This window comes from Roseibium sediminis, from assembly GCF_008711325.1.
Classification (GTDB): Bacteria; Pseudomonadota; Alphaproteobacteria; order Rhizobiales; family Stappiaceae; genus Roseibium; species Roseibium sediminis.
Genome location: NZ_VXDB01000005.1, coordinates 167,348 through 188,859, shown reverse-complemented (window position 1 = coordinate 188,859; position 21,512 = coordinate 167,348). Strand labels below are relative to the sequence as shown.

The 21,512-nt window shown below is 57.8% G+C and carries 22 protein-coding genes; 7 read left to right on the top strand and 15 right to left on the bottom strand.

Annotation, left to right across the window (positions count from 1 at the left end):
- Positions 1 to 2: 2 nt before the first annotated feature.
- The 9 genes from F0155_RS06985 to F0155_RS06945 all read right to left on the bottom strand — a co-directional run bounded on the left by F0155_RS06985 (position 3) and on the right by F0155_RS06945 (position 9,807).
- Positions 3 to 845 carry a sterol desaturase family protein gene (locus F0155_RS06985; protein WP_150523777.1) on the bottom strand — a complete coding sequence of 281 codons (843 nt, stop codon included), beginning with the start codon at positions 843 to 845 and terminating at the stop codon, positions 3 to 5.
- A gap of 135 nt (positions 846 to 980) precedes the next feature.
- Positions 981 to 2,420: an ABC transporter substrate-binding protein gene (locus F0155_RS06980; RefSeq protein WP_150523776.1), complete on the bottom strand. Its 1,440-nt coding sequence runs from the start codon at positions 2,418 to 2,420 to the stop codon at positions 981 to 983.
- A 258-nt stretch (positions 2,421 to 2,678) separates the two neighbouring features.
- On the bottom strand, positions 2,679 to 3,176 hold the full coding sequence (locus tag F0155_RS06975) for a BLUF domain-containing protein (RefSeq protein WP_150523775.1): 498 nt from the start codon (positions 3,174 to 3,176) through the stop codon (positions 2,679 to 2,681).
- Between the two features lie 96 nt (positions 3,177 to 3,272).
- Positions 3,273 to 4,082, bottom strand: coding sequence for a 3-methyl-2-oxobutanoate hydroxymethyltransferase (gene panB / locus F0155_RS06970; protein ID WP_150523774.1), 810 nt, complete (start codon positions 4,080 to 4,082; stop codon positions 3,273 to 3,275).
- 31 nt (positions 4,083 to 4,113) lie between these two features.
- On the bottom strand, positions 4,114 to 4,962 hold the full coding sequence (gene panC / locus F0155_RS06965; RefSeq protein ID WP_150523773.1) for a pantoate--beta-alanine ligase: 849 nt from the start codon (positions 4,960 to 4,962) through the stop codon (positions 4,114 to 4,116).
- A 155-nt stretch (positions 4,963 to 5,117) separates the two neighbouring features.
- The gene (locus tag F0155_RS06960) at positions 5,118 to 6,731 is read right to left on the bottom strand and encodes a thiamine pyrophosphate-binding protein (RefSeq protein ID WP_150523772.1); all 1,614 of its coding nucleotides are present in this window, start codon (positions 6,729 to 6,731) and stop codon (positions 5,118 to 5,120) included.
- Entirely contained in the window at positions 6,728 to 8,005 is a 1,278-nt protein-coding gene (locus tag F0155_RS06955) for a CaiB/BaiF CoA transferase family protein (RefSeq protein WP_150523771.1), read from the bottom strand. Before F0155_RS06955 ends, F0155_RS06960 begins: the two co-directional genes overlap by 4 nt.
- An 88-nt stretch (positions 8,006 to 8,093) precedes the next feature.
- Positions 8,094 to 8,921: a CE1 family esterase gene (locus tag F0155_RS06950; RefSeq protein WP_150523770.1), complete on the bottom strand. Its 828-nt coding sequence runs from the start codon at positions 8,919 to 8,921 to the stop codon at positions 8,094 to 8,096.
- Positions 8,922 to 9,021: 100 nt separating this feature from the next.
- The gene (locus F0155_RS06945; RefSeq protein WP_150523769.1) at positions 9,022 to 9,807 is read right to left on the bottom strand and encodes a potassium channel family protein; all 786 of its coding nucleotides are present in this window, start codon (positions 9,805 to 9,807) and stop codon (positions 9,022 to 9,024) included.
- A gap of 236 nt (positions 9,808 to 10,043) precedes the next feature.
- On the opposite strand from F0155_RS06945, the gene F0155_RS06940 reads away from it, so the two are divergent.
- A complete protein-coding gene (locus F0155_RS06940; RefSeq protein WP_150523768.1) occupies positions 10,044 to 10,805 on the top strand; it encodes an SDR family oxidoreductase in 762 nt (253 codons plus the stop codon).
- 60 nt (positions 10,806 to 10,865) lie between these two features.
- On the opposite strand, the gene maiA is transcribed toward F0155_RS06940, so the two are convergent.
- Positions 10,866 to 11,516, bottom strand: a complete 651-nt coding sequence (gene maiA, locus F0155_RS06935; RefSeq protein WP_150523767.1) for a maleylacetoacetate isomerase — start codon at positions 11,514 to 11,516, stop codon at positions 10,866 to 10,868.
- A gap of 338 nt (positions 11,517 to 11,854) precedes the next feature.
- Here maiA and F0155_RS06930 point away from each other — a divergent pair, with 338 nt between their 5' ends.
- Positions 11,855 to 12,418: a peroxiredoxin gene (locus F0155_RS06930; protein WP_425299913.1), complete on the top strand. Its 564-nt coding sequence runs from the start codon at positions 11,855 to 11,857 to the stop codon at positions 12,416 to 12,418.
- Positions 12,418 to 13,017 carry a GIY-YIG nuclease family protein gene (locus F0155_RS06925; RefSeq protein ID WP_150523765.1) on the top strand — a complete coding sequence of 200 codons (600 nt, stop codon included), beginning with the start codon at positions 12,418 to 12,420 and terminating at the stop codon, positions 13,015 to 13,017. Before F0155_RS06930 ends, F0155_RS06925 begins: the two co-directional genes overlap by 1 nt.
- Positions 13,018 to 13,028: 11 nt before the next feature.
- On the opposite strand, the gene F0155_RS06920 is transcribed toward F0155_RS06925, so the two are convergent.
- Positions 13,029 to 14,183, bottom strand: a complete 1,155-nt coding sequence (locus F0155_RS06920) for a YeeE/YedE family protein (protein ID WP_150523764.1) — start codon at positions 14,181 to 14,183, stop codon at positions 13,029 to 13,031.
- A gap of 250 nt (positions 14,184 to 14,433) precedes the next feature.
- On the opposite strand from F0155_RS06920, the gene F0155_RS06915 reads away from it, so the two are divergent.
- Together F0155_RS06915 and F0155_RS06910 are read left to right on the top strand one after the other, a co-directional pair.
- Entirely contained in the window at positions 14,434 to 15,816 is a 1,383-nt protein-coding gene (locus F0155_RS06915) for a tetratricopeptide repeat protein (RefSeq protein WP_150523763.1), read from the top strand.
- Between the two features lie 47 nt (positions 15,817 to 15,863).
- Positions 15,864 to 17,129 (top strand): OpgC family protein, encoded by a 1,266-nt coding sequence (locus F0155_RS06910; protein WP_150523762.1) that lies wholly within the window; start codon positions 15,864 to 15,866, stop codon positions 17,127 to 17,129.
- Between the two features lie 59 nt (positions 17,130 to 17,188).
- Here F0155_RS06910 and F0155_RS06905 read toward each other — a convergent pair whose 3' ends face one another.
- The 3 genes from F0155_RS06905 to F0155_RS06895 form a co-directional block, all read right to left on the bottom strand.
- Positions 17,189 to 17,473, bottom strand: coding sequence for a BQ00720 family protein (locus tag F0155_RS06905; RefSeq protein ID WP_150523761.1), 285 nt, complete (start codon positions 17,471 to 17,473; stop codon positions 17,189 to 17,191).
- A gap of 29 nt (positions 17,474 to 17,502) precedes the next feature.
- Positions 17,503 to 17,931, bottom strand: coding sequence for an Hsp20 family protein (locus tag F0155_RS06900; RefSeq protein WP_150523760.1), 429 nt, complete (start codon positions 17,929 to 17,931; stop codon positions 17,503 to 17,505).
- Between the two features lie 178 nt (positions 17,932 to 18,109).
- Positions 18,110 to 18,964, bottom strand: coding sequence for a LysR family transcriptional regulator (locus tag F0155_RS06895; RefSeq protein ID WP_150523759.1), 855 nt, complete (start codon positions 18,962 to 18,964; stop codon positions 18,110 to 18,112).
- A gap of 393 nt (positions 18,965 to 19,357) precedes the next feature.
- Between F0155_RS06895 and F0155_RS06890 the strand changes: the two genes are divergently transcribed.
- A complete protein-coding gene (locus tag F0155_RS06890; protein ID WP_150523828.1) occupies positions 19,358 to 19,717 on the top strand; it encodes an MmcQ/YjbR family DNA-binding protein in 360 nt (119 codons plus the stop codon).
- The gene (locus F0155_RS06885; RefSeq protein WP_208999163.1) at positions 19,707 to 20,924 is read left to right on the top strand and encodes an MFS transporter; all 1,218 of its coding nucleotides are present in this window, start codon (positions 19,707 to 19,709) and stop codon (positions 20,922 to 20,924) included. Before F0155_RS06890 ends, F0155_RS06885 begins: the two co-directional genes overlap by 11 nt.
- Positions 20,925 to 20,982: 58 nt before the next feature.
- On the opposite strand, the gene F0155_RS06880 is transcribed toward F0155_RS06885, so the two are convergent.
- The gene (locus tag F0155_RS06880; RefSeq protein WP_150523758.1) at positions 20,983 to 21,477 is read right to left on the bottom strand and encodes a YybH family protein; all 495 of its coding nucleotides are present in this window, start codon (positions 21,475 to 21,477) and stop codon (positions 20,983 to 20,985) included.
- Positions 21,478 to 21,512: the final 35 nt, after the last annotated feature.

The following is a 21,512-nucleotide window of genomic DNA, read 5'->3' as shown; positions in this document are numbered from 1 at the left end:
CTTCAGTTGCCATCCTCTTTCGGACCCGGTCCATTCGCGGGCCCGAGAAAGGGTTGGATCAACATGCGATCCAGCCAGTGATCCCTGCGGCTGCGAAACCGGACGAACCCGATCGTCATGCCGTCATGCCCTTTTGCGGGCTGGGCTGTGTAGGTGCCAAAGAGGCGATCCCACCAGGGCAGATTGAACCCGTAGTTGCTGTCGGTTTCCTTTCGGTCGATGGAATGATGGACGCGGTGCATGTCCGGCGTCACCACGATCAGCCGCAACAGCTTGTCCACTGGTCCCGGAATGCGCACGTTCGAGTGATTGAACATGGCTGTCGCGTTCAGGAGAACTTCAAAGATCAAGACGGCTATGGCCGCAGGGCCGAGCAGGAGCACGACGGCGAATTTCAACGCCATAGAGATGAGGATTTCCAACGGGTGGAAGCGCAAACCGGTGGTCACGTCAATTCCGGTATCGGCATGATGCATCCGGTGCAGACGCCACAGGAACGGAACGTGGTGGAAGACCACATGCTGAAAATAGATGATCAGGTCAAAGAGGATGATGGCCAGCAAAACTTCGAGCCAAGTTGGCAGATCGACAAGATTGAACAGCCCCCACCCCTCGGCCTGTGCCCAAAGGGCAAGTCCGACAGCAGCAATCGGATAAACAAGCCGAACAAGGATGGTGTCGACGACCACGACACCCAGATTGTTTGTCCAGCGGACGACACGAGGGATCTCGATCCGGCGGCGAGGAGCGGCCACTTCCCAGATGGCCATCGCCACCAGTACACCCAGAAAAATGCCCAGCCTTATCGCGGGCTCGTTCGACAACAACAGATCACTGGCCGGCATGCGTTCTTTCCTCGCATCCGCATCTCGCGGAAGGTCTCATGCCAAAGGATGTGGTGAAACTGACCGTTCAAGTCAAATCACAGATCGTCAGGGGCGCCAGTCACTGCTCTTTGCGAGACACCAATAGGCAGGTGTCTACCTGAGGCCAGCTGCAGCCAATTGCGTGTTCATGCTCTCGGCCAGTTCGTCCAGCCCCTCGTCGACAGGCACCTTGCCTGCCACCATCCGTTGCAGGGTCGCAGCCCATTCCGTGGTCAGGTCGAAGAACAACGGCTGCGGCGTGAACTTGATGCTGGCCCCGGGTGCTGACACGTCATGCATTTCTGCATAGCCCGGATAATTGTGCCTCAGCTTTTCGCGGAAGAGATCGCTGTCCCAGACCGACTGGCGGACGGGATTGACGAAATCCTTCTTGCTGGCACCAAAGAGACTGTGTTCGAAACCGGTGGCCCATTGCATGAAATACCACGTTGCATCGGGATCGCGCGAGAAGGCTGACATGGCCAGTGACCAAATCCAGATGTTGGGCGTCGGCGCAGAGGCTGCCGGGTTCGCGGCAAATGGCGCATATCTCAACTCACCGGCCATGGCATTGTCACTGCCATTTGCGAAGTAGCCGAGAATGTCCGCATCGTAGATCATCGCAGATCGCCCGGCGCCAAGATCGGCCCCCACCTTGTACCAGGTCTGCGACGACCAGTCCGGTGCACCGCTCTGGCGGATCATTTCCACCCACTTATGATGGAAGGCGCGGGATTCATCCGTATTCATGGCCGCACTCAGCTTGCCATCGACAAGCTCAAGATCCTTCTCGCCGAAATTTGCATAGGCAGACAGAAAGCCGGGGTGGATCGTTGCCCAAGAGCGGGTGCCGCGCACGCCGATACCGTAGACCCCTTCGTTGCCGGCCTGAACGGCTGCTGCTGCGTCGATCATTTCATCTAGATTTGTCGGTGGCTGGACGCCGACACGTTCGAACATCTCCGCGTTGTATGTCAGGTTGTTTTGCTCATAGCCCCAGGGAATGCACCATTGTTTTGCATCCTCGGACCCGAGCGGAGCCCCCGGCACTCCGTTCCAGGCACAGGACCTTCGCACACCCGGAAGCATGTCTTCCCAATTGAAGTGCGGGTTCGTCTTTGTCGGGTCCTCAAGCCATTCATTGTGGTCCTTCACCCAACCTGCCGGGCCGTAGGTCCATGTCATGTAGGCCCCGGTCATGAACGCGTCATACTCGTTGGAATGGAGAGACAGCGCCGCGGTCAGCTCCTCGAAATAGACGTTCTCGGAGAAGATGTCATAGGATACGTGGATGCCGGTGAGGTTCCGGAAATTCTCCAGATTCGCGATCATCGCGTCTGTATACGGGTGCTTGTTCAAGAGCAGCTTGATGCTTTTACCCTGATGGCGTTTCCAGTCAAAATCGGCAGCCTGGGCCTGTGAGGCCAGCCGGTTGAACAACACCCCGGCCGAGGTTGCCGTCAAACCGAATGCCCCGAGACGCGAGAGAAGTTCCCGTCGGTCCATTCGTCCTGCCAAGAAGGCCGAAATCGTGTCGGTTTCCCGCTCCAGCATTCCCAAACGCCCTGCTTGTCTGTCCCATCGGCACGGGCGCCACCATCGCGATGGGCACCAGACCGCGTTCGACTATTTCGACAAAAGGACCCTTGGTCAATTTGCAGATCTGACAGGAGGCAACAGGAATGGACCGCAGTGCACAGCTATTGCAGCGGCAAGACAGCCCTCACACGACATCAAATTGACCGGCACCCTGCTCCTTTCCGAACAGCCCCCAGACACGGCCAGACAGGTTCTTATCTTTTGAGGCTGGTATTAAAGGCTCTTGACCTTTCTCACTTTGGAAATGTCGCGGGACCCGGCCTGATCCGCTGTCTGCTTCCGAGCGACCGATGTGTGATGGACCATCTCGACAAGCAGGGCCTCAAGACCGTCTGCTGTCATCCGGGATGGCTTGAACTCGGAATAAGAACTGTATTTTCGATACAGCATCTCGGTATTCTCTGTGATGCTGGCGAAGCCCATTTCCCAGCCGTTGAACAAGCGTTCATGGATGGACTGCGCCCGCAGGACAATGATGTTCCTGTGGCGTTCGTCTCTGGAAATTCTGATGAAGGAGTCGCTCACCTGCTCACGATCTCCTTCGATGACCTGAGCAAAATACTCATCGTTGAAAAACAAGGTTCCGGTGATACCACTGTCAGCATTGTTGCGGCGACTTGCAGCAAGAATATCTTTCAGGGCATTCGTGCGGCCACCATGCTCCATGGTAATCGACGGGCTGCTGTAGTAGGTCAAGCGCATCAGGTACATGAGACCTCCAATTTGCAATCACTGACTGCAAATTGACTATCTCAAAATCCTTTAAGTTGTTTTACTTATCTTGCGCTACCGGCACCGCAAACCTTCTCAGCGATACACTTCCTTCTCGGTCGGAAACTCTCGCGTCTTGACGTCCTCTGCGTAAGCCTTCACGGCCGCCTCGATCTGGCCACCCAGATTGCCGTAGACCTTCACGAACTTCGGCGGGGTGGGGTTGAGGCCAAGCATGTCCTCCAGCACAAGGATCTGGCCGTCACATTCGGCAGACGCGCCAATCCCGATCGTCGGGATGTCGACCTGCTTGGTGATCCGGGCCGCAAGCGGTTCGACCATGCCTTCCAGAACGAGCGCAAAGGCGCCGGCTTGTGAAACAGCACGTGCATCTTCCTCATGCTCGGGCCAGCTTTCCTCATCGCGGCCCTGCGTCTTGAACCCACCCATGACGTGACTTGACTGCGGCGTCAGGCCGATATGTGCCATGACAGGCACACCGCGCTCGGTCAGGAAACGGATGGTTTCGGCCATGCGCTTGCCGCCCTCGAGTTTGACGGCTCCGCACTGGGTTTCCTTCATGATGCGAGCGGCATTGCGGAAGGCAACCCCCGGGCTTTCCTCGTAGGTGCCAAAGGGCATGTCCACCACGACAAGCGCCCGTTTCGTGCCCCGGACCACGGCCTTGCCATGCATGATCATCAGATCGAGAGGAACACCGACGGTTGACTCCATACCGTGCATGACCATGCCCAGACTGTCACCAACAAGAATGAAGTCGGCATAGTTGTCGACGATTGCTGCCGTGTGCGCATGGTAAGATGTCAGGGAAACGATCGGCTCCTGCCCCTTGCGGTTTCGGATCTGCGGGACCGTGATCCGGCGCACTGGTTTCTGGGTGCTCATGAAGGTGTCCCCTCTATCAATCCGTGAACATTCAAATCTTGCCGATGACGCGCTGATCGATCAGCAGGACAGTGCCAAAGCGCACCGCCAGAAGAACAACCGCAGGCCCGGACAACGTGTCGCCCAGCGGCTCAAGAGTGGAAGCGTCGCGAATGTCGACGCTTTCAACCTTGCCAACGGCGGCGGCTGCCAGTTCCTGCCGGATGAGGGCATCAAGCGACGTCACGTTCCTTTCCGTCCGCGCAGCCTCTTCAGCGCGATCCAGAGATCGGGAAAGCGCCACCGCCTGACGGCGATGATCGTCGCTCAACCGCACGTTTCTCGATGACATGGCCAGCCCGTCGGCTTCGCGTACGGTGGGATGCCCGATGATCTCGACCGGCATGTCGAGATCCCGCACCATCTGACGGATCAGCGTGAGCTGCTGATAGTCCTTCTCACCGAAGACGGCGACATCCGGCTGAACGATGTTGAAGAGCTTGGTCACGACCGTTGCCACGCCGCGAAAGTGTCCGGGCCGCAATGCGCCCTGCAAGATGCCGGACAATTCCGGCACTTCGACGAATGCCCCGCCGCGCGAGCCGTACATTTCTTCGGCAGAGGGAAGAAACACCCCGTCCACGCCTTCCGCCTTCAGGAGCTTCAGATCGCGTTCGGCATCCCTTGGATAGGTGGAGAGATCCTCATTGGGACCAAACTGGGTCGGATTGACAAAGATCGAAACAATTACCTTGTCGACCCACTTTTGCGCTTCCCGCACGAGGGCCAGATGGCCTTCGTGCAGATACCCCATAGTCGGGACCAGACCTACCGAACGCCGTGCACGCCGATATCCGGCGGTCAGCGCCCGTATTTCCTCCCGTGTCGGACAAACCAGCATTTCTCGTTCCACCCCTGGAGCCCCGGCAAGGCGGGGCAACGCCGTCTATTTCGCGGGTGCAACATATGCCAGCGAGGGCGGAAAGGTCCAGTGTGTCAAATCCGGCAATTGGGCCCGGGAAAAGAAAATGCTTCTATTGAAACCGCTTCCCCGGATCAGAATTTCCCGTCATAGGCCCGACGCTCTATTCGACAGGCAAGAAGCGTGAAGCTTTTCCGGTCAAGTGCGTCTGCCGCTTCCTTGCGCAGGGTCTGCTCATCCTCTACCCAGACGCCGTGCCCGCCATAGGCCTTTGCCACCGACGGAAAGTCTGTTTCCTCAAAGTCCACGCCGACATTGGCAAGCTGGCTCTTGCGCTGCTTCAGTTCGATCAACGAAAGACTGGAATCCACCATAACGCAGATGATGACCGGGATTTTCAGATCCCGCAGTGTCGAGAGTTCCCCCAGACACATTTCCAGCCCCGCGTCGCCGACAAAGGCCACCACCGGAGCAGAGCCTTCAACAAGCCGATGTCCCATCGCGAGCGGGAGTGCGCAGCCCATCGTGCATAAGGCAGATGATTGCAGCATTGTCCGTGGGCTCGGACACTTCCAGATCTGCGAGACGAGGATACGATGCGCGCCACTGTCTGCGGTGACGACCGTTTCTCTCGGCATGACATCCCTGAGGACATGAAATGCACGGGCTGGACCCCACGCATCTTCCGGCTGGAACAAGGTCTCCAGCCTGTTTCTGGCATCTGCCGGTTCGCCATTGACCCAACCCTGCAAGGTATCGTCCCGGGCGTCCGAAAGCTGGCCAAGTGCCGCCTTCACCGAACTGCGCAGCGTGGCACGAACCGCATGCATGCCATGAGTTCTGAGGACAGGGGTAATCTCGATGACCGGCGCATCCGCCTCCCAGGGCGCGCGCCAGTTGATCCTCATTTCGATCGGGTCATACCCCAGAAGGAGGACGCAATCGCTCTGACGGATCAAAGGCAGCAGGATTTCATCCGCCTTCGGTGACAGGCCCGCACCACCAAGGGCAAGGTCCGCTCGCTCGTCCACCAGCCCCTTGGCCTTGTAGGTCGTCACAAGCGGCACGCCAAAACGCTCGCAAAAGGTTCTTATTGCATCGCCAGCCCCTTCATTGACGGCATCGACACCGGCAATGGCAATGGGTCGCTGTGCAGTTCTGAAGAGTTCAAGGGCCGTGTCCAGATCCGGCCCATCAGGAACCATCTGCGGTGCCTGAGACCAACGCGGGCGCGCATGCCAACGTTCCACGGTCACTCCTTCTGCGACATTGATCGGCACGTCGATATGCACCGGGCCGGGCTGCCCTTCCAGGGCCACAGAGATGGCCTTGTCCATCATCGCGTCCAGCGCCCCGAGACGGGCAGAAAAGCTCGCCTTCACAATCGGCCGCAGCAATTGCTGGTGATCGAAGACCTGATGCGTGTAGGTTTCCGCTTCTGCGGCATCCACGCAACCGGTCAGGAAAATCAGCGGCACCCGATCCTGCCAGGCGTTGGCGATGACATTCACCGCATTGGCGACGCCGGGCCCAAGTGTCGCGAGCAGGACCCCCGGAGCACCATCAGCATGCCAGCCGCCTTCAGCCATGAAGCCGCCTGCATTCTCATGCTTGACCAGCACAAACTTCAAGCCGGCACGATCCAGCCCGTCCATGAGCGACAATACTTCACCGCCCGGGATGCCAAAGGCATGACGACAACCGGCAGCGTGGAGTTTTCCGGCAATGATATCGGCACCTGTGGTCATTCTTGTTCTTTCGTTTCCCTGTGGTCGTTCGCTTCAATGATGCCCGAGGCCTGCAAGTGCTGCAGATCGGCATTCGAAAGACCGAGATATCTCTGGAGGATGTTTGTCGTGCCCGTGCCAAGCATGGGCGGTGCATGTCGATAGGAGACCGGCGTCTTTTCCATCTTTATCGGCGAACCGATAAGGTTGACCGCTCCGCTTGCCGGATGAGGCAAGGTGATCTTCAAATCCCGCTCAAGGACATGCGGGTCAGTGAAGACAGCGCCTAGATCGTTCACCGGGCCACAGGGAATACCCGCCTCCTCCAGTGCCTTGATCCAGTCGTCCGCATTCCGGGTGATGGTGAGTTCCCGGAGGATAGGCACGAGAACCTTGCGGTTTCGAACCCGGTTCGCGTTGGTTTCAAATCGCGGATCGCGGGCGAGTTCCGGCTGACCTGCAATCTCGCAAAATCTCGCAAACTGACTGTCATTTCCCACGGCGAGGATAAATTGCTGATCGCGTCCGGGAAAGGTTTCGTAGGGAACGATGGTCGGGTGACCATTGCCAAGTCGTCCGGGAACCTCCCCGCTGATCAGATGCGCGACACCCTGATTGATCAGCCAGGACACCTGCGTATCGAACAGGGAAATATCCAGATGCTGGCCCTCTCCCGTTTCGTGGCGGTGATTGAGGGCTGCAAGGATCGAGACGGTCGCATACATGCCGCACATGACATCGGCGATCCCGACGCCTGCCTTGATGGGTTGCCCGCCCTCTTCGTCCGGGAAGCCGGTGAGAGACATCATTCCGCCCATGCCCTGAACAAGGAAGTCGTATCCCGCCCGGTGCGAATAAGGGCCCGTCTGACCAAAACCCGATATGGAACAGTAGATCAGTTTCGGATTGCGGGCCTTCAGGCTGTCATAGTCCAGACCGCGCCGCTTCAGGTCCCCGACCTTGAAGTTCTCGACCACGATATCTGCCTTCTCGGCAAGCGAGGCGATCAACTCCTGCCCCTTTTGTGAGGCAATATCGATGGCTACCGACGACTTGTTCCGGTTGGAAGAGAGGTAATAGGCGCTTTCGCGTGTTTCCTGCCCGTTTGTGTCCTTCAGGAATGGAGGCCCCCACCCTCGGGTATCATCCCCACGACCCGGGCGCTCGATCTTGATGATCTCGGCGCCCAGATCACCGAGGATCTGGGTGCATGTCGGACCCGCCAATATGCGGGAAAGGTCAAGAACGACTATTCCCTCTAGGGCTCCCCGCTGGGGTTTTGAACCAGTCACCATTCACCTTTCAAATGCATGTCGTTCTTCCGCTTTTCCTGCACAGACGACCAACGCCGCCAACGCCATGGTCGCCCCATAGACGTCAAACCTACCACCCGCGCGCCTTGGCAAGCTCCTGCCAGGCTCGCTTCAGCCATGTTCCCTTGACGCTATGGCCTCCGTCATGAAGGCACAGCTCTATCAGTCCTTTGGAGTTTTGCCAGCGTTCGCATGACAATCCGGCCCCTTCGCTCTTGTCCGGCACAATTCCGTCGAGACCGGCCTGCCTGCGCCACATGGCAAGGCTTTCGAACACGTCCCCCTGATGCCAGCGCCCTCCGCCCAGGGGCCGCCCCGCCAGCGGCACCACCGTGTCCGCGGTGCCGTGAACGTGAAACAGATAGGGAATACTGGATGACGGACAGCTTTCCGGCTCAGGTTTCCAGAAGGCACCGGCGACCGGCGCATAGCCTGCAAACATGCTTGCGTCGTAGCAAGCGTTGTACCAGGTCATGAAGCCGCCGGAGGAAAACCCGCTGAGCATGGTTCGCTCGCGGCGAACCCCGAACCGCGCCTCCAGGTCGGACTGGATGTCCTTGAAGAACGCAAACTCATCGCGAAGGTTCCGTGGTGCCGCGGGAAAGGACCAGGTTCCGTCAACGCCCTGAACGGCGACAAACGCGATGTTCAGTTCGTCCGGAAGCTTCCGAAATCCCTTGTTTCTGATTTGCTTGAGAGCGCTTCCCCTGTGACCGTGCAGAAATACGATAGCGCCATCCAGCGGCTTGCTGTCTGCGCTTTTGGGCAGGAGAACGTAGTATTCACCCTTGTCCAAACGGCACGGCACTTCATCGCCACAATCCGCAGCACTGGAGGGCTGGATGGGCAAAACGAAAGAGGCAAGCATCGACATCAACAGTATGAATTTGCGGCACATGACCTTGCCCCGAACCAATTTGACGAACCGCCAGTGATAGCGCGTTTTGCGCAAACGAAAAGACACGCCCCATCACAGTTTGGAGATTGGAAGATATCCGTCAGGACCAGTCCCCGTCGGTCGGGATCGTCACGACATTTCCACAGTGTTTGCAATAGACCGCGTCCGGATCGTGCCGTTTCAGCCCACATTTCGGACACGGATAAAACGCCTTTGCCGGACGGAAGATCGTCTGGACCAGCCGCAGAAACAGGGCAACGCCGAAGATCATGATGATCACCGTCATCCAGCGCCCCAGACTGTCCGTCATGGTGATGTCGCCAAAACCGGTCGTGGTCAGCGTCGTAACAGTGAAATAGAGCGCGTCGAGATAGTTGTTGATGCCATCGTTGCGGTCGACTTCAAGCACGAACACGATTGCGGTGACGACGAAAATGAATACGAACAGATTGATCGAGGACTGCAGAATATCCTCGTTCCGGCGGAACCAGCTGGACGCTTCGCGCAGCTCTCGCAACAGGTGATAGGAGCGCATGAGCCGAAGCATTCGAACCACGCGCAGGAAGGCAAGATTGTCGAAGAAGGCCGGGACGATCAGCGACCCGATCACGATGATATCCGCGGCGGACGCAAAACTGAGCACATAGCGGCCGGGGTGGGCTGCAGCCAGCAGGCGGGCGATGTAATCCAGAAACAGGATGACAGCCAGCGCGTAGTCGAAGGCATTGTGCGAATTGTCCAGATGCACAAATGGCGCAATGATGAAATAGGCGAGCGTCAAAATATCAAAGATGAGAAGGGCATATCTCCAGATCTGGGACTCGTTCGAACTCCCGAAATAGAGATGACGCAGGAAGGCTCTCAACCGGCTGAATGCTTCAGACATGCTGCTCCTAGAAATTGACGTCGCGGATCAAGACATTCCATCCGTTTATCGGCTGACCGGAACCGACCTGCAAGTCATACCGTGGCAGGATTATCCACTTACCTCATCTGCCAAGGTGTTTTGTGCGCAGGAAAGGATGCAAATCCACTTCAATGGCGCTACTTGTAGGGGCTTGAAAATAGAACCGCCCTTCGGGCAGGTCCAACAGGTCTCATCGATCAGGGGGCGTCCTTCGCATGTTTCAAATTCAGGGAAATTCGGCATTGATTACGGGCGCCAGTCGGGGGATCGGCGAAGCTGCCGCCTACAGTCTGGCGAAAAACGGTGTATCTGTCGTGCTGGCAGCGCGCAGCACCAAGGAAATCGAACGCATTGCTGCGGACATTCGCGAGCGCGGAGGACGGGCAGCAGCCATCTCTTGCGACGTCAGCCGGTTTGAAGATGTGGAAGATGCGGTTCGTCTTTGTGTTTCCAGCTTTGGCGGGATCGACATTCTTGTGAACAATGCAGGCCTGATCGAACCGATCAGCCGGATTGAGACCTCTGATCCGGAAGCCTGGGACCGGGTGATCGATGTGAACGTCAAAGGGGTCTATTACGGCATGCGGGCAGCAACACCCTACATGCTGGAAGAAGGCCGCGGGACAATCATCAACATCAGCTCGGGCGCAGCCACCGGGGCACTGGAAGGCTGGAGCCATTATTGCGCCTCCAAGGCCGCTGTCCTGTCCCTCACCAAATGCGGCAACACAGAATTCGGTGACAAGGGCATTCGCGTGATGGGTCTGAGCCCCGGCACAGTGGCGACGGACATGCAGGTCCAGATCAAGGCTTCAGGCATCAACCCGGTGAGCCAACTTGACCCGTCCGTCCATATTCCCGCCGAATGGGTCGGGGAGACCATTGCATGGCTCTCGACCGAAGCGGGAGATGCTTACAAGGGCACAGACTGCTCTTTGCGTGACGAGGGCGTGCGCAAGGCAGTCGGTCTGATTTAACTCGCCCACTTCGAACCAGTCACGGGACCTGACCATTTCCGGTCCCGTTGCTGGAAAGCTTCACTCTGCGTCTGGCTGGGCTGCCGGAGCCGCCTTTTGAAAGACCTCCAGTTCCATGCAGGCTTCATTGATGGCGGAAATGACCGGATAGGGTGTCATGTCCACATCGAAGCGGCGATTGTTGGCGACCTGTGCCACAAGACAGATGTCTGCCAAGCCAGGTGTGTCGCCAAAGCAAAAGCGCGTCTTCTCCTGTCGTGCGGCAAGAAGGCTTTCAAGCGGTTCGAATGTTGTGGCCACCCAATGCCGGAACCAGTTGGCGACCGCTGCATCATCCGCACCAAAACCGGTCTTGAGATAGGTGAGGACACGCAGGTTGTTCACCGGGTGTATTTCACAGGCGATCATCTGCGCCATGGCGCGTGCCTGTGCGCGTCTGACCGCTCCTTGTGGAAGCAGCGGAGGCTCCGGGATCGTCTCGTCGAGATATTCGATGATAGCCATCGACTGTGTCAGGACAGTGCCGTCTTCCAACTCAAGGGACGGGACAAGCCCTTGCGGATTCAATGCGAGATAGGCATCGGCTCTTTGTTCGCCGTGGCGCAGATGATGTGCCTTGTAGGTTGCTTCGACGCCTTTCAGATTGAGGGCGATGCGCAGGCGGTACGATGTGGAACTGCGAAAATAGGAATGAAGTATAGGTTTTGACACGGTTTCCTCCCAGTTCCGTGCATAGTAGTTTCATATGCAACCAAATGCCAAGCATTGCTTGCATCGCCAACAGAAAAGAGGGCCGCATCGCGGCCCTCCCATGAGATCGATTGGACCTCTGGTCCGGATCAAATCCCGGCGAAAATCAAAGCGACAGAGGCTGCTCCATCGACCCGTCGTTCCGCCCAGACCCCAAGGTCACATTCCGAAACTCACTCGACATGAGATCACCTCCTTCCTAGCCGTTGACGATACCGACAATGTTAGTGTCCTAATGCAGAAGAACAAGAGAAAAGCGACAATTGATCTTTGCCAAAAACACAGGACTGGAATGTATGGTGCAGCATCAAAGTGTGGATTGGTCGTCTTTGCCTCAGCCGGAAGATGACGGGGCTTGCGCGCATCTGGAAGGCTTGAGGCTTCCATCCCTCCCGCTCAAGGCAACGACGGGAGAGATGGTGGATCTGGCCGCCCTCAAGGGAACAACGGTTCTCTATATCTATCCGATGACCGCAAGGCCGGACCGGCCGCTTCCGGACGGATGGGAAGCCATTCCTGGCGCGCGTGGATGCACTCCGCAATCCTGCTCCTTCCGCGACCATTTTGCTGACCTGAAAGCGGCGGGGGCGGATCACCTTTTTGGCCTGTCGACGCAGGCGAGCGACTATCAGCTCGAAGCAGCCGAACGGCTTCATCTGCCCTTCGCGCTGCTCTCAGATGAGAACCGCAGTCTTGCCACAGCTCTTGAGCTGCCAACTTTCGAGTTTGACGGAAAGGTGCTGATCAAGCGGGTCACATTGATCATCAAGGACGGGCAGATCCGCAAGAGCTTCTACCCCGTGTTTCCACCCGACAAAAACCCCGCCGATGTGATTGACTGGCTGGCGGAACAGCACACCTGATGCAGGTGCGGAGCTATTCGACCGAGTTTAACCCGCCGCTGAGCGGGCTGGACTATTCGGCGGAAAGGCCCTTTGCCAACTGGGCCAGTCGGCATCTTGAAACACTGATTGGCGGCTGGCTGCAGCTTGATCCGCCCAATCTTGAACTGGCAACGCTTGCCCTTGCAGAACTCACCTTGCGTGGTGATGACCTGAACGCCCGGATGAAATTCGCGGCTGCGCGACTTGAGCCGATCCCTTGGCTTGAAACGGCCCTAAAGGCTGTTCGAGAGCGCCTGTTGCCGGAACGAACCGAGCGCAAGGGCAAAGGCACTGTCTATGTCATTCTCCGGTCGGGTTATGTGAAGGAAAACGGCTGGTACGGTGCCTATGTCGGGTCGACCTCCAAACCCCTGGAAAAGCGGTTTGCAGAACATCGCAAGGGCGGCAAACGAGGCGCGCGCGGGCTGGCAGCCTATGGAATCGAGCCGCTTTATTCGCTGTTTCTGCCGCTCAATCCGTTTCCAAGCACCACCGGGACCCTGCGCGAATGGGAAACCCGCCTTCACGAGTGCCTTGCCGCCGTCATACCCAAGGTCACCGGGGACGTGGCTTTCTAAGATAGTCCGAGCTACCCCATCCCCAGTTTCAGGCGCAGGCGTGTCCCAATGAGGCTTCCGGCAAAGGCAAATACAAGCCAGAGCCAACCATGCAGAGAACCTGACGTCAGACCTCCGAGATAGGCGCCGATGTTGCACCCATAGGCAAGGCGCGCGCCATAGCCCATCAGGAGACCACCGATGATCGCCGTTGCAAGGTCACGCCATGACAGATGCCAGACCGGCGCAAATTTTCCCGCCAGCGCCGCAGCGGCCATTGCGCCAAAGATGATGCCGAAATTCATGACTGATGTCGTGTCGCGGAAAACCGTGCTTTCCAGAGCTGTTTTCTGCCAGGCCCAATAGGTCCAGGTCTCCACGGGGATCCCCACGACCTGGAGGGCCTTCGCGCCCCAAAGCGCAAAACCGGAGGTGATGCCCCACGGACGTCCGATGGCAACGAATGTCAAAATGCAGACAACCGCGATCATGACCGCCCCAAGCATCGGGGACCAGGGTCCACTCAGGAAGCTTTCCGTCTTGCGCGCTGGCAACAGCCCGCCATGGGCGGACTTTTCGACACGAATGCTCCAGGCAGCGAACAGACCGAGAATGGCAGCGGTGAGGACAAATGCTCCGATCGGCCCGAATTCCTTGATCAGGGAAACAGGTGCCAGACTGGGGAGCTGGTTCCACTCAGGCAGATGCGCCGTCGCAAGAACCGATCCGAGGATGAATGTCGCAAGCGTGATCATCATGCGCGTGGAGCCACCGCCCGCTGTAAACAGCGTTCCGGACGCACACCCCCCACCGAGCTGCATGCCAATGCCGAAGATGAACGCTCCAATGGCGGCCGCGACGCCGAAGGGAAAGACAAACCCGCCGGTTGGGACACCGAAATCTTTCCCCCAGGCAATCAGGGGAAAGGAGACAGCGCTGGTCAGCAGGATCAGCACAAATTGGGCCCGCAGCCCCGTCCCCTTTTTTTCCGTCACAATATGGCGCCAGGCCGCCGTGAAGCCGAAACTTGCGTGATAGAGGGCAAGGCCCGCCAATCCGCCAATCAGGACCGCGTATATCTTCTGCATGCCACCGTGCGGATAAGCCGCATAGGCAACCGCAATCAGGCCGGCCAATGCTGCCGCTAGGACAGCTTTTTGCGAAGAGTGTAGACGAAGGATTTGCATGGCAGTCACCTATGCCACCCCTGCCATACAGGCAAGGGTTGAATTTTCTCGCTGGACACAAAACCGATTATCAGGCCCTCACACGACCATAATCATGGGATCAGCTACACGAGGGATACACTTATTTGTGTGTTGCAGTTCATGTGCATCCTCAAGACTTTCGTCGGATGATTTAATAGGCGATGTGGGATCTGGTATCAGCCAGCTTGCGTATCGTAAAGACCAGGCACCCTGGAAGGAATGAACAGGCATGCGTCTTCTAGACCAGTTCGGATATGAGCTGACCGCGCAGAACATGGAATGTGTATCTGCGTGGAATGCAACGATCACCGCATTTCTGGCCCACGCAAAAGACACGCCCATCCATCTGGAAAAGGCTCTGCAGGCCGATCCCGATTTTGCGTTGGGGCATGCGGCTCGCGGGTTGTTCTGCCTGCTTCTGGGACGGCGTGAGCTTCTTGCCACCGCCAGCGACTGCCTGCCCATTGCCCGTGCATCGGTGAAAGCTCGCGGCGCGAGCGAACGCGAACAGGCCGTGGTTCGTGCCCTTTCGGCGTGGCTGGACGGGTGGCCGTCGGAATCTGCCGAAATCCTTGACGCTGCCCTGCGCAAGCACCCAAGGGACGCATTCCTGCTCAAGCTGGTACATGCCATCCGCTTTGTGCTTGGAGATGCGACGGGCATGCGTTCGTCGATCGAGACCGTTCTTCCGGAATATGACCCGACCCACCCGTCCTATGGTTATGTCCTTGGCTGCCGAGCCTTTTCGCTTGAGGAAACCGGTGACTATCGGGAGGCCGAAGCCATTGGTCGCGAGGGGCTGGAACACGCGCCCGACGATGCCTGGGGCCTGCATGCCGTTGCCCATGTGCATGACATGACAGGGCGGATGGAAGAAGGCATCGGCTGGCTGGAGAGCCAACCGAATGGCTGGTCCCACTGCAACAACTTTGGCTACCATGTGTGGTGGCACTTGGCATTGATGTATCTTGATCGCGGCGATGTCTCCCGCGTCCTCTCACTCTATGACGAGGAAATTCGCCGGGACAAGACGGACGACTACCGGGATATCTCCAACGGCGTTTCCCTGCTCGTTCGTCTTGAGCTTGAAGGCGTGAATGTCGGTGACCGCTGGGAAGAACTGGCCTTGTTGTCGGACAAGCGCGCCGAGGACGGATGCAACGTCTTCGCCGATCTTCACTACATGATGGCGCTGCTCAATGGCGGACGCAAGCTTGGGGCAGAGCGGCTGATGAAGTCGCTGCACCGGACTGCGAGCGGAGAAGGCGATCTTGCCCGCATCTCCAACACCTCCGGCGAAACCGCGGCACTTGGTCTAGAACAGTTCCGGCTTGGCAATTATGGCTCTGCCTTCGTAAACCTGCGCAAGGCGCGCAAAAACCTGAACACGATTGGTGGTTCGCATGCCCAACGGGATGTCTTTGAACGCCTGACAATCGATGCCGGTATCCGGGCAGGCCTTGCCGGCGATGCAAGGAGCTTGCTTGAAGAACGGTTGAAACTGCGTGGCGGGCTTGACCATTACGCCGAACAGCGGTTTGAACTGTGCGGGAAAATGCTTCGGGCTGAAGAGATCATGGGTGATCAGCGACTTCGGGCAACGTCGGGCTAGAGCGTATCGGCCCGACCCGCACCAAACAACAATACAGACTTCTGACCGTGACAATTCAACAGACAGTACAAAAACGCGCCCGCGATCCTCGGCTCGACTTTTTTCGCGGACTGGGCATGTTCATCATTTTCATCGCCCATGTTCCCTGGAACTGGTGGACCTTGTGGATTCCGGCCCGCTTCGGCTTTTCCGATGCGACCGAAATCTTCGTCTTCTGTTCCGGCATGGCATCTGCTCTTGCCTTCGGAAAGATCTTCGACACGCATGGCCCGGCCATGGGGGCCGCACGTATCCTTCACCGGATGTGGCAGGTCTATTGGGCGCATATCGGCCAGTTTCTCGTGATCGCGGTTGGTCTGATCGCCCTTCACCAGAGCGGCTATCTGACACGTTGCTGCGACCTGACGCAGGACTACGTCGTATCGCTGAACCTCTGGCACCTTGTCGACAAGACAGAAATCAGCCTGCCCGGTCTGATGAGCCTGACCTGGGTGCCGAACTACTTCGACATTCTGCCGATGTATCTCGTCATTCTGGCGCTGATCCCGGTCATCATGGTCGCAGCAAGGATATCGGTTCCCCTCGCCTTTGCCCTCTCGATCACACTTTGGATTGCCGCGCAGTTCGGTTATCTCGACCTCCCGGCAGAGCCGTGGTCTGACCGCAAGTGGTTCTTCAACCCGTTTGCCTGGCAGCTTGTGTTCTTCACCGGCTTTGCCTTCATGCGTGGCTGGATCCCGGCCCCGCCGGTCAATCGCCCGCTCATCCTGCTCGCAGTTGCAGTTCTGGTCGCGTCCCTGCCGTTTGCCTATTTCCGCATTCATCAGAATGTGGCCTGGGCGCAGGACATCCGGATGATGATGGAGCCGTTCTGGATCAAGACCGAATTCGGCCTGTTCCGCTACATCCATTTTCTGGCTCTCGCCTATCTGGCCTGGATTGCAGCTGGCCCGAATGGAAAATATCTGCTGTTGGACGCACCGGGATGGCAAGCCTTTGTCAATGTCGTCCAGAAGGTGGGGCAACAGTCTCTCGGCGTCTTCATGGCAAGCCTCGTCTTTGCGCAGGCCTTTGCCATCATTCGGGACATGTTCTGGGCCCGCGGCGAATGGTTTGCACAAGTCCTGACCAATCTTGCAGGCTTTGCGGCCCTCATTGCCGTTGCCTACACGATTTCCTGGTACAAGAGCCAACCATGGCGCAAACCTCCCCAGGGCAAACACTTTGGGGAAGGTTCGTCTGCCACGTCCGCACCGTCTCAACCGACAGCGCATCATGGGTCTGACAAACAGACCACTGCCGAACCGGCCTAAAAGAAAAACCCCGGGTGTTCCCCGGGGTTCCCTTGGTGTGATCACGTGGTGCTCACCGCTCAGTGAGTCGCGACCGTTTCCAGATCATTGGCCATGGCATTTGCCATCAGTGCATCGCGTGTGTCGGCCAGCATCAACGGTGCTCCGTCGGCGCCGTACAGCGCGAAAAGCATGGACTGACCGGTGATGGCAGGCACTCGCGGGAAAAGCGTTCCCAGCTCGTGCGGTCCCACCCGGCGAATATAGGCGACCTGTCCAGCGCCCAGCCGGATAAAGTCATCATCAGACATGAGGGCACGCGAAAGGGTCTGCGCAGCAGGCGCAGGCAAGTTCGGATCATACATGGATACTACTCCGTCGATGGCCCCGGCGATCACTCGCCGCTGGTTATTTCGATCTTCCGGATCACCCGTTCCGGCTCCGGCCGTGCAAGGTCAATTGAAAGCAGACCATCCTTGAGGTCAGCGCCCAGAATCTCTATCCCTTCGGCCAGAACAAACGCGCGCTGAAACTGTCGAGCTGCGATGCCCCGGTGGAGATATTGACGGGTCTTGTCATCGACCTGTCGACCCCGAATGACGAGCTGGCTTTCCTCAACCGACACATCCAGCTGCTCGCGGGTGAAACCGGCAACAGCAAGAGTGATGCGGATGATATCTCCCTGCCCTTCGGAACGCGGCAGGCGTTCGATGTTGTAGGGGGGATACCCGTCATTTGCGGCCTTGGACACCCGGTCCAAAACTCGCTCTATGTCGTCAAACCCGAGCATGAACGGGCTGGAAAAAGCTGACATTCGCGTCATCCTCAAAGTCCTATCAAAGCGACCTTGCGCCCGGACCCGAAAGAGGCATCCGGACATGGGGCCCATGGCCCCAGTTCACTTGAGAATATGGCGACTTGCCAAACACGTTTCAAGTCAGCCGTTTGCAAACTCCGCAAGTGACGTGAAAGGGAGCGTGGGCGCACAGCAGAAAACTCCCTCAAGGCCTGATCTGAGGATCACTTGAAAGGAAGCTCCTGATCGCCGTCAGGGCCTGCCGGGTTTCCGGTCTATGACGTTCTTCATGATGCATCACCAGCCAACGCTCCGTCTCCAGCTCGCTGACCTCTTCACCCACTCTTTCAAGATCGGCAAAAGCCCCGCCGACAAATGTCGGCAGCAACACCCGCCCCGCGCCCTGCCGCGCAAGAGAGAGTGCGTGGGAGGCTTCGTTGGTGGTGATCAAAACGTCGCCACGGACATGACGCTGCAGCCATCTGCCGCTCGGAGAATTGGCGGCGTCCTCGACAAGACCAATCCACCGTCTCTCTATATCCGCACCCAAGCCAGTTTTCTGGTAAATGGCAAACCGGACTGTGCCCACCTTCTGTCCGGCAAGCCAGGGCTCTTCGGGCCGGGCATTGCGCACGCCGATATCCACCTGCCGTCTGGCAATGTCCCGCTTTTTCAGATCAGCCAGAAATTCCAGTCGCCACGGACAAGACGGTGCCCAATAGGTCTCCAGATTGTCGGTCATGAGCCTGATTGTCCAATACCCGCCTGATATTCGGATGCTTCGACTGACTGTCCGGTCAGACTTCCATGCCTCAATGGCTGCGGCAGATGTCTCCATTTCCTGCGCAGCCGCCAAAAGTTCCCCGCCTTCCTGTGTGAGCGCATAGCCGCTGGCGCCACGGTGAAACAACCGCGTGTTCAGCGCGGTCTCCAGAGACGTCATTCGTCGGCCGAGGGTCGCCGGACTGGCTCCGGTTTCCTTTGCAGCCCCGGTCAGCCCTTCGTGGCGCGCGACTGCGAGAAACAGCCGCAAGTCCTGCCAGTCCATCACGCTTTTCATTTTTGAAAATCAACTTTCCTTTTAAATTCTAGTTAGTTCCGCGTTTTTCTGAGAATTTTTACACCGCTTTCCTCTTCTTTTTCCATTATTGACAGGATGCACAGGCACAAACAACATGACAACTCCGCTTTTCCCCTCGGCCCTAAAGACCGAAGGGGCCACCGCCCCATTGGCCTACAATGACCCACGGCGCGTTATCTATCCGCATGATGAAGTCCTGTGGGGCTCACCTCGGCTTAGCGAGCGAGATCATTTTCGGCAGATAGCCCTTCAGGCCCGCAGAGACCGAACCTGTCGACACGCTCTGCTCAAGGGATTGTCATGGGTGAAACGCTTGCGAGAGACGGCGACCAGATGCATGGTTGCCGTTCTTCGATTCTCAAAGACAGCTCCGTGACCCGTTCCGACTTCGACACCTTTTGCGCAACGCTCCCCGCCACCAGCCATGTCATTCAGTGGGGCAACTCCTCTGTCTGGAAAGTCGGCGGAAAGATTTTTGCCATCTGCTCTATCTGGGGAGAGGACAATGAGGAAAAGATCGCCTTCAAGTGCTCGGACCTTTCCTACTCCCTCTTGTCGGAACAGGACGGGTTCAGACCTGCTCCCTATCTGGCGCGGGCAAAGTGGATCCAGATGACCCGAACCGATGCGTTGAGCAAGGAAGAACTCAAGGATTATCTGACAGCGGCACACAGGATCATTTCGGGCAAACTGACCCGAAAGCAACGGGCGGATCTGGGCCTTGCAAGCTGACAGAAACGCTCCTGCCCGGTTACCCGGCAAGCTTTCCTCGCTGTCCATACTCATGGTCGCCGAGATTGCGGCGATGAGCCTGTGGTTCATGTCAGCGGCAATCCTTCCGGAAATGATCGCCGAGTTCCCGATATCGGAGGCCCGGCAAGCTGCGCTCTCCAGTGCAGTTCAAGCGGGCTTCGTCGTGGGCGCACTGCTGTCCGCTTTTCTTGGACTGCCGGATCGATTTGACCCCCGGCGCCTCTTTGCCATTTGTGCGCTGATTGCAGCCGCAGCCAACCTCTCCCTTCTGGTTCTGACACCCGGCAATGCGCTTTCCATTTTTGCCCGTTTTCTGACAGGTGCAATGCTGGCTGGCGTCTATCCTGTCGGCATGAAGATTGCCGTTGGTTGGGGCAAAAAGGATCGAGGGTTCCTGGTTGGCGCGCTTGTGGGGGCCCTGACTTTCGGCTCGGCAGCTCCGCATCTCTTTGCGCTGCTGGGCGGTGCCGAGTGGCGATGGAGCGTCGGTGTTGCCTCTATTGCCGCAGGCCTTGGCGGGCTCACCTGCCTGTTCACCACGCTTGGCCCCTATCACGCGCGCGCAGGACGCTTTGACCCGCGCACGATTACCGAAGCCTGGACCAATCGAAAGGTGCGGCTTGCCTATGCCGGATATCTTGGACACATGTGGGAGCTCTATGCCATGTGGGCATGGATCGGCGTAGCGCTAACCGCGTCCTTTGCCCTTTCGATGCCTGCGGGAGACGCGGCCACGCTTGGACGTCTGGGCGCTTTTCTTGCCATAGCAGCCGGCGGCGTCGCCTGTATTGTTGGCGGTGTATTTGCCGACCGCATAGGCAAGGAAACAATCGCGATCCTTGCAATGGTTGTCAGTGGGACGGCAGCGCTGGCGACAGCGCTCGCCTTTGGCGGTCCCGCTTGGCTGACACTCACCTGCGCCATCATCTGGGGCGCGGCAATCTTGCCGGATTCGGCGCAGTTCTCGGCACTGGTGGCCGACCATTCCGCGCCGGACAAGGCGGGCAGCCTGATGACATTTCAGACGGCCCTCGGCTTTGCCCTGACATTTGCAACGGTTCAACTGACCCCGCTGGCGGCCGAAGCCATCAGCTGGCCAATGACATTTGCCCTCATGGCCATCGGCCCCGCCCTCGGCGTAGTCGCTATGCTGCGCTTGAAGATCTTGACTGCGCCAACTGAATAAGGGCAATGCACGATCCGACTGCCCCTTAGGCCGGAATCCAACATTGCCCCTGTTTCTACTAATTCCTGCCAGGAAGAAGATGCGATCCATAGGGATTGTCGATTACTATTTTCCAACTCCCGTCCTGCTGACGGCGCAAGACTGCCACAGACAGACCGCTCATCTCGATCTCGTTGTTGTCCGGATCCCTTCCGCTCATGGTCCACGGTGCAATGTGAATAGCAAGATCCCCCTCAACAATCACCTCATGGCCCGAATAGGTGAACTGGGGCTGCATCGAGCTGAAGTCCTGAAACATCTGCCGAGCGAGCTTCGCATCCGAAACCGCTTGCCCCGGTTCAAATGCGATGCTTTGCGAGGTCTCATATGTGTCCATGACATCGTCAATATTGCCTGAGTGAAATGCCTGGGTCATGGAAAGGACCGTGCTCAGTATGGTCTGCTCGTCGCTGGTCATTACTTCATTGCCTGCAGAATTGGATATTGTTGGGGTGATGAGTGAAAAAACAAACGCCACTTTGATCAGCGGCAAAAGAAACAAGGGTCTTTTCATGGTGTTCCTCCTTGGGATCGAAACGGCAAAGCGGT

Coding starts and splice junctions, on each gene's coding strand:
- F0155_RS06920 (WP_150523764.1), bottom strand. CDS start 14,183: ATGCAAATCCTTCGTCTACACTCTTCGCAAAAAGCTGTCCTAGCGGCA.
- F0155_RS06900 (WP_150523760.1), bottom strand. CDS start 17,931: ATGACGCGAATGTCAGCTTTTTCCAGCCCGTTCATGCTCGGGTTTGAC.
- F0155_RS06985 (WP_150523777.1), bottom strand. CDS start 845: ATGCCGGCCAGTGATCTGTTGTTGTCGAACGAGCCCGCGATAAGGCTG.
- F0155_RS06960 (WP_150523772.1), bottom strand. CDS start 6,731: ATGACCACAGGTGCCGATATCATTGCCGGAAAACTCCACGCTGCCGGT.
- F0155_RS06915 (WP_150523763.1), top strand. CDS start 14,434: ATGCGTCTTCTAGACCAGTTCGGATATGAGCTGACCGCGCAGAACATG.
- F0155_RS06940 (WP_150523768.1), top strand. CDS start 10,044: ATGTTTCAAATTCAGGGAAATTCGGCATTGATTACGGGCGCCAGTCGG.
- F0155_RS06925 (WP_150523765.1), top strand. CDS start 12,418: ATGCAGGTGCGGAGCTATTCGACCGAGTTTAACCCGCCGCTGAGCGGG.
- F0155_RS06980 (WP_150523776.1), bottom strand. CDS start 2,420: ATGCTGGAGCGGGAAACCGACACGATTTCGGCCTTCTTGGCAGGACGA.
- F0155_RS06955 (WP_150523771.1), bottom strand. CDS start 8,005: ATGGTGACTGGTTCAAAACCCCAGCGGGGAGCCCTAGAGGGAATAGTC.
- F0155_RS06945 (WP_150523769.1), bottom strand. CDS start 9,807: ATGTCTGAAGCATTCAGCCGGTTGAGAGCCTTCCTGCGTCATCTCTAT.
- F0155_RS06895 (WP_150523759.1), bottom strand. CDS start 18,964: ATGAAAAGCGTGATGGACTGGCAGGACTTGCGGCTGTTTCTCGCAGTC.
- panC (WP_150523773.1), bottom strand. CDS start 4,962: ATGCTGGTTTGTCCGACACGGGAGGAAATACGGGCGCTGACCGCCGGA.
- F0155_RS06950 (WP_150523770.1), bottom strand. CDS start 8,921: ATGTGCCGCAAATTCATACTGTTGATGTCGATGCTTGCCTCTTTCGTT.
- F0155_RS06975 (WP_150523775.1), bottom strand. CDS start 3,176: ATGTACCTGATGCGCTTGACCTACTACAGCAGCCCGTCGATTACCATG.
- F0155_RS06905 (WP_150523761.1), bottom strand. CDS start 17,473: ATGTATGATCCGAACTTGCCTGCGCCTGCTGCGCAGACCCTTTCGCGT.
- F0155_RS06880 (WP_150523758.1), bottom strand. CDS start 21,477: ATGAAAAGACCCTTGTTTCTTTTGCCGCTGATCAAAGTGGCGTTTGTT.
- panB (WP_150523774.1), bottom strand. CDS start 4,082: ATGAGCACCCAGAAACCAGTGCGCCGGATCACGGTCCCGCAGATCCGA.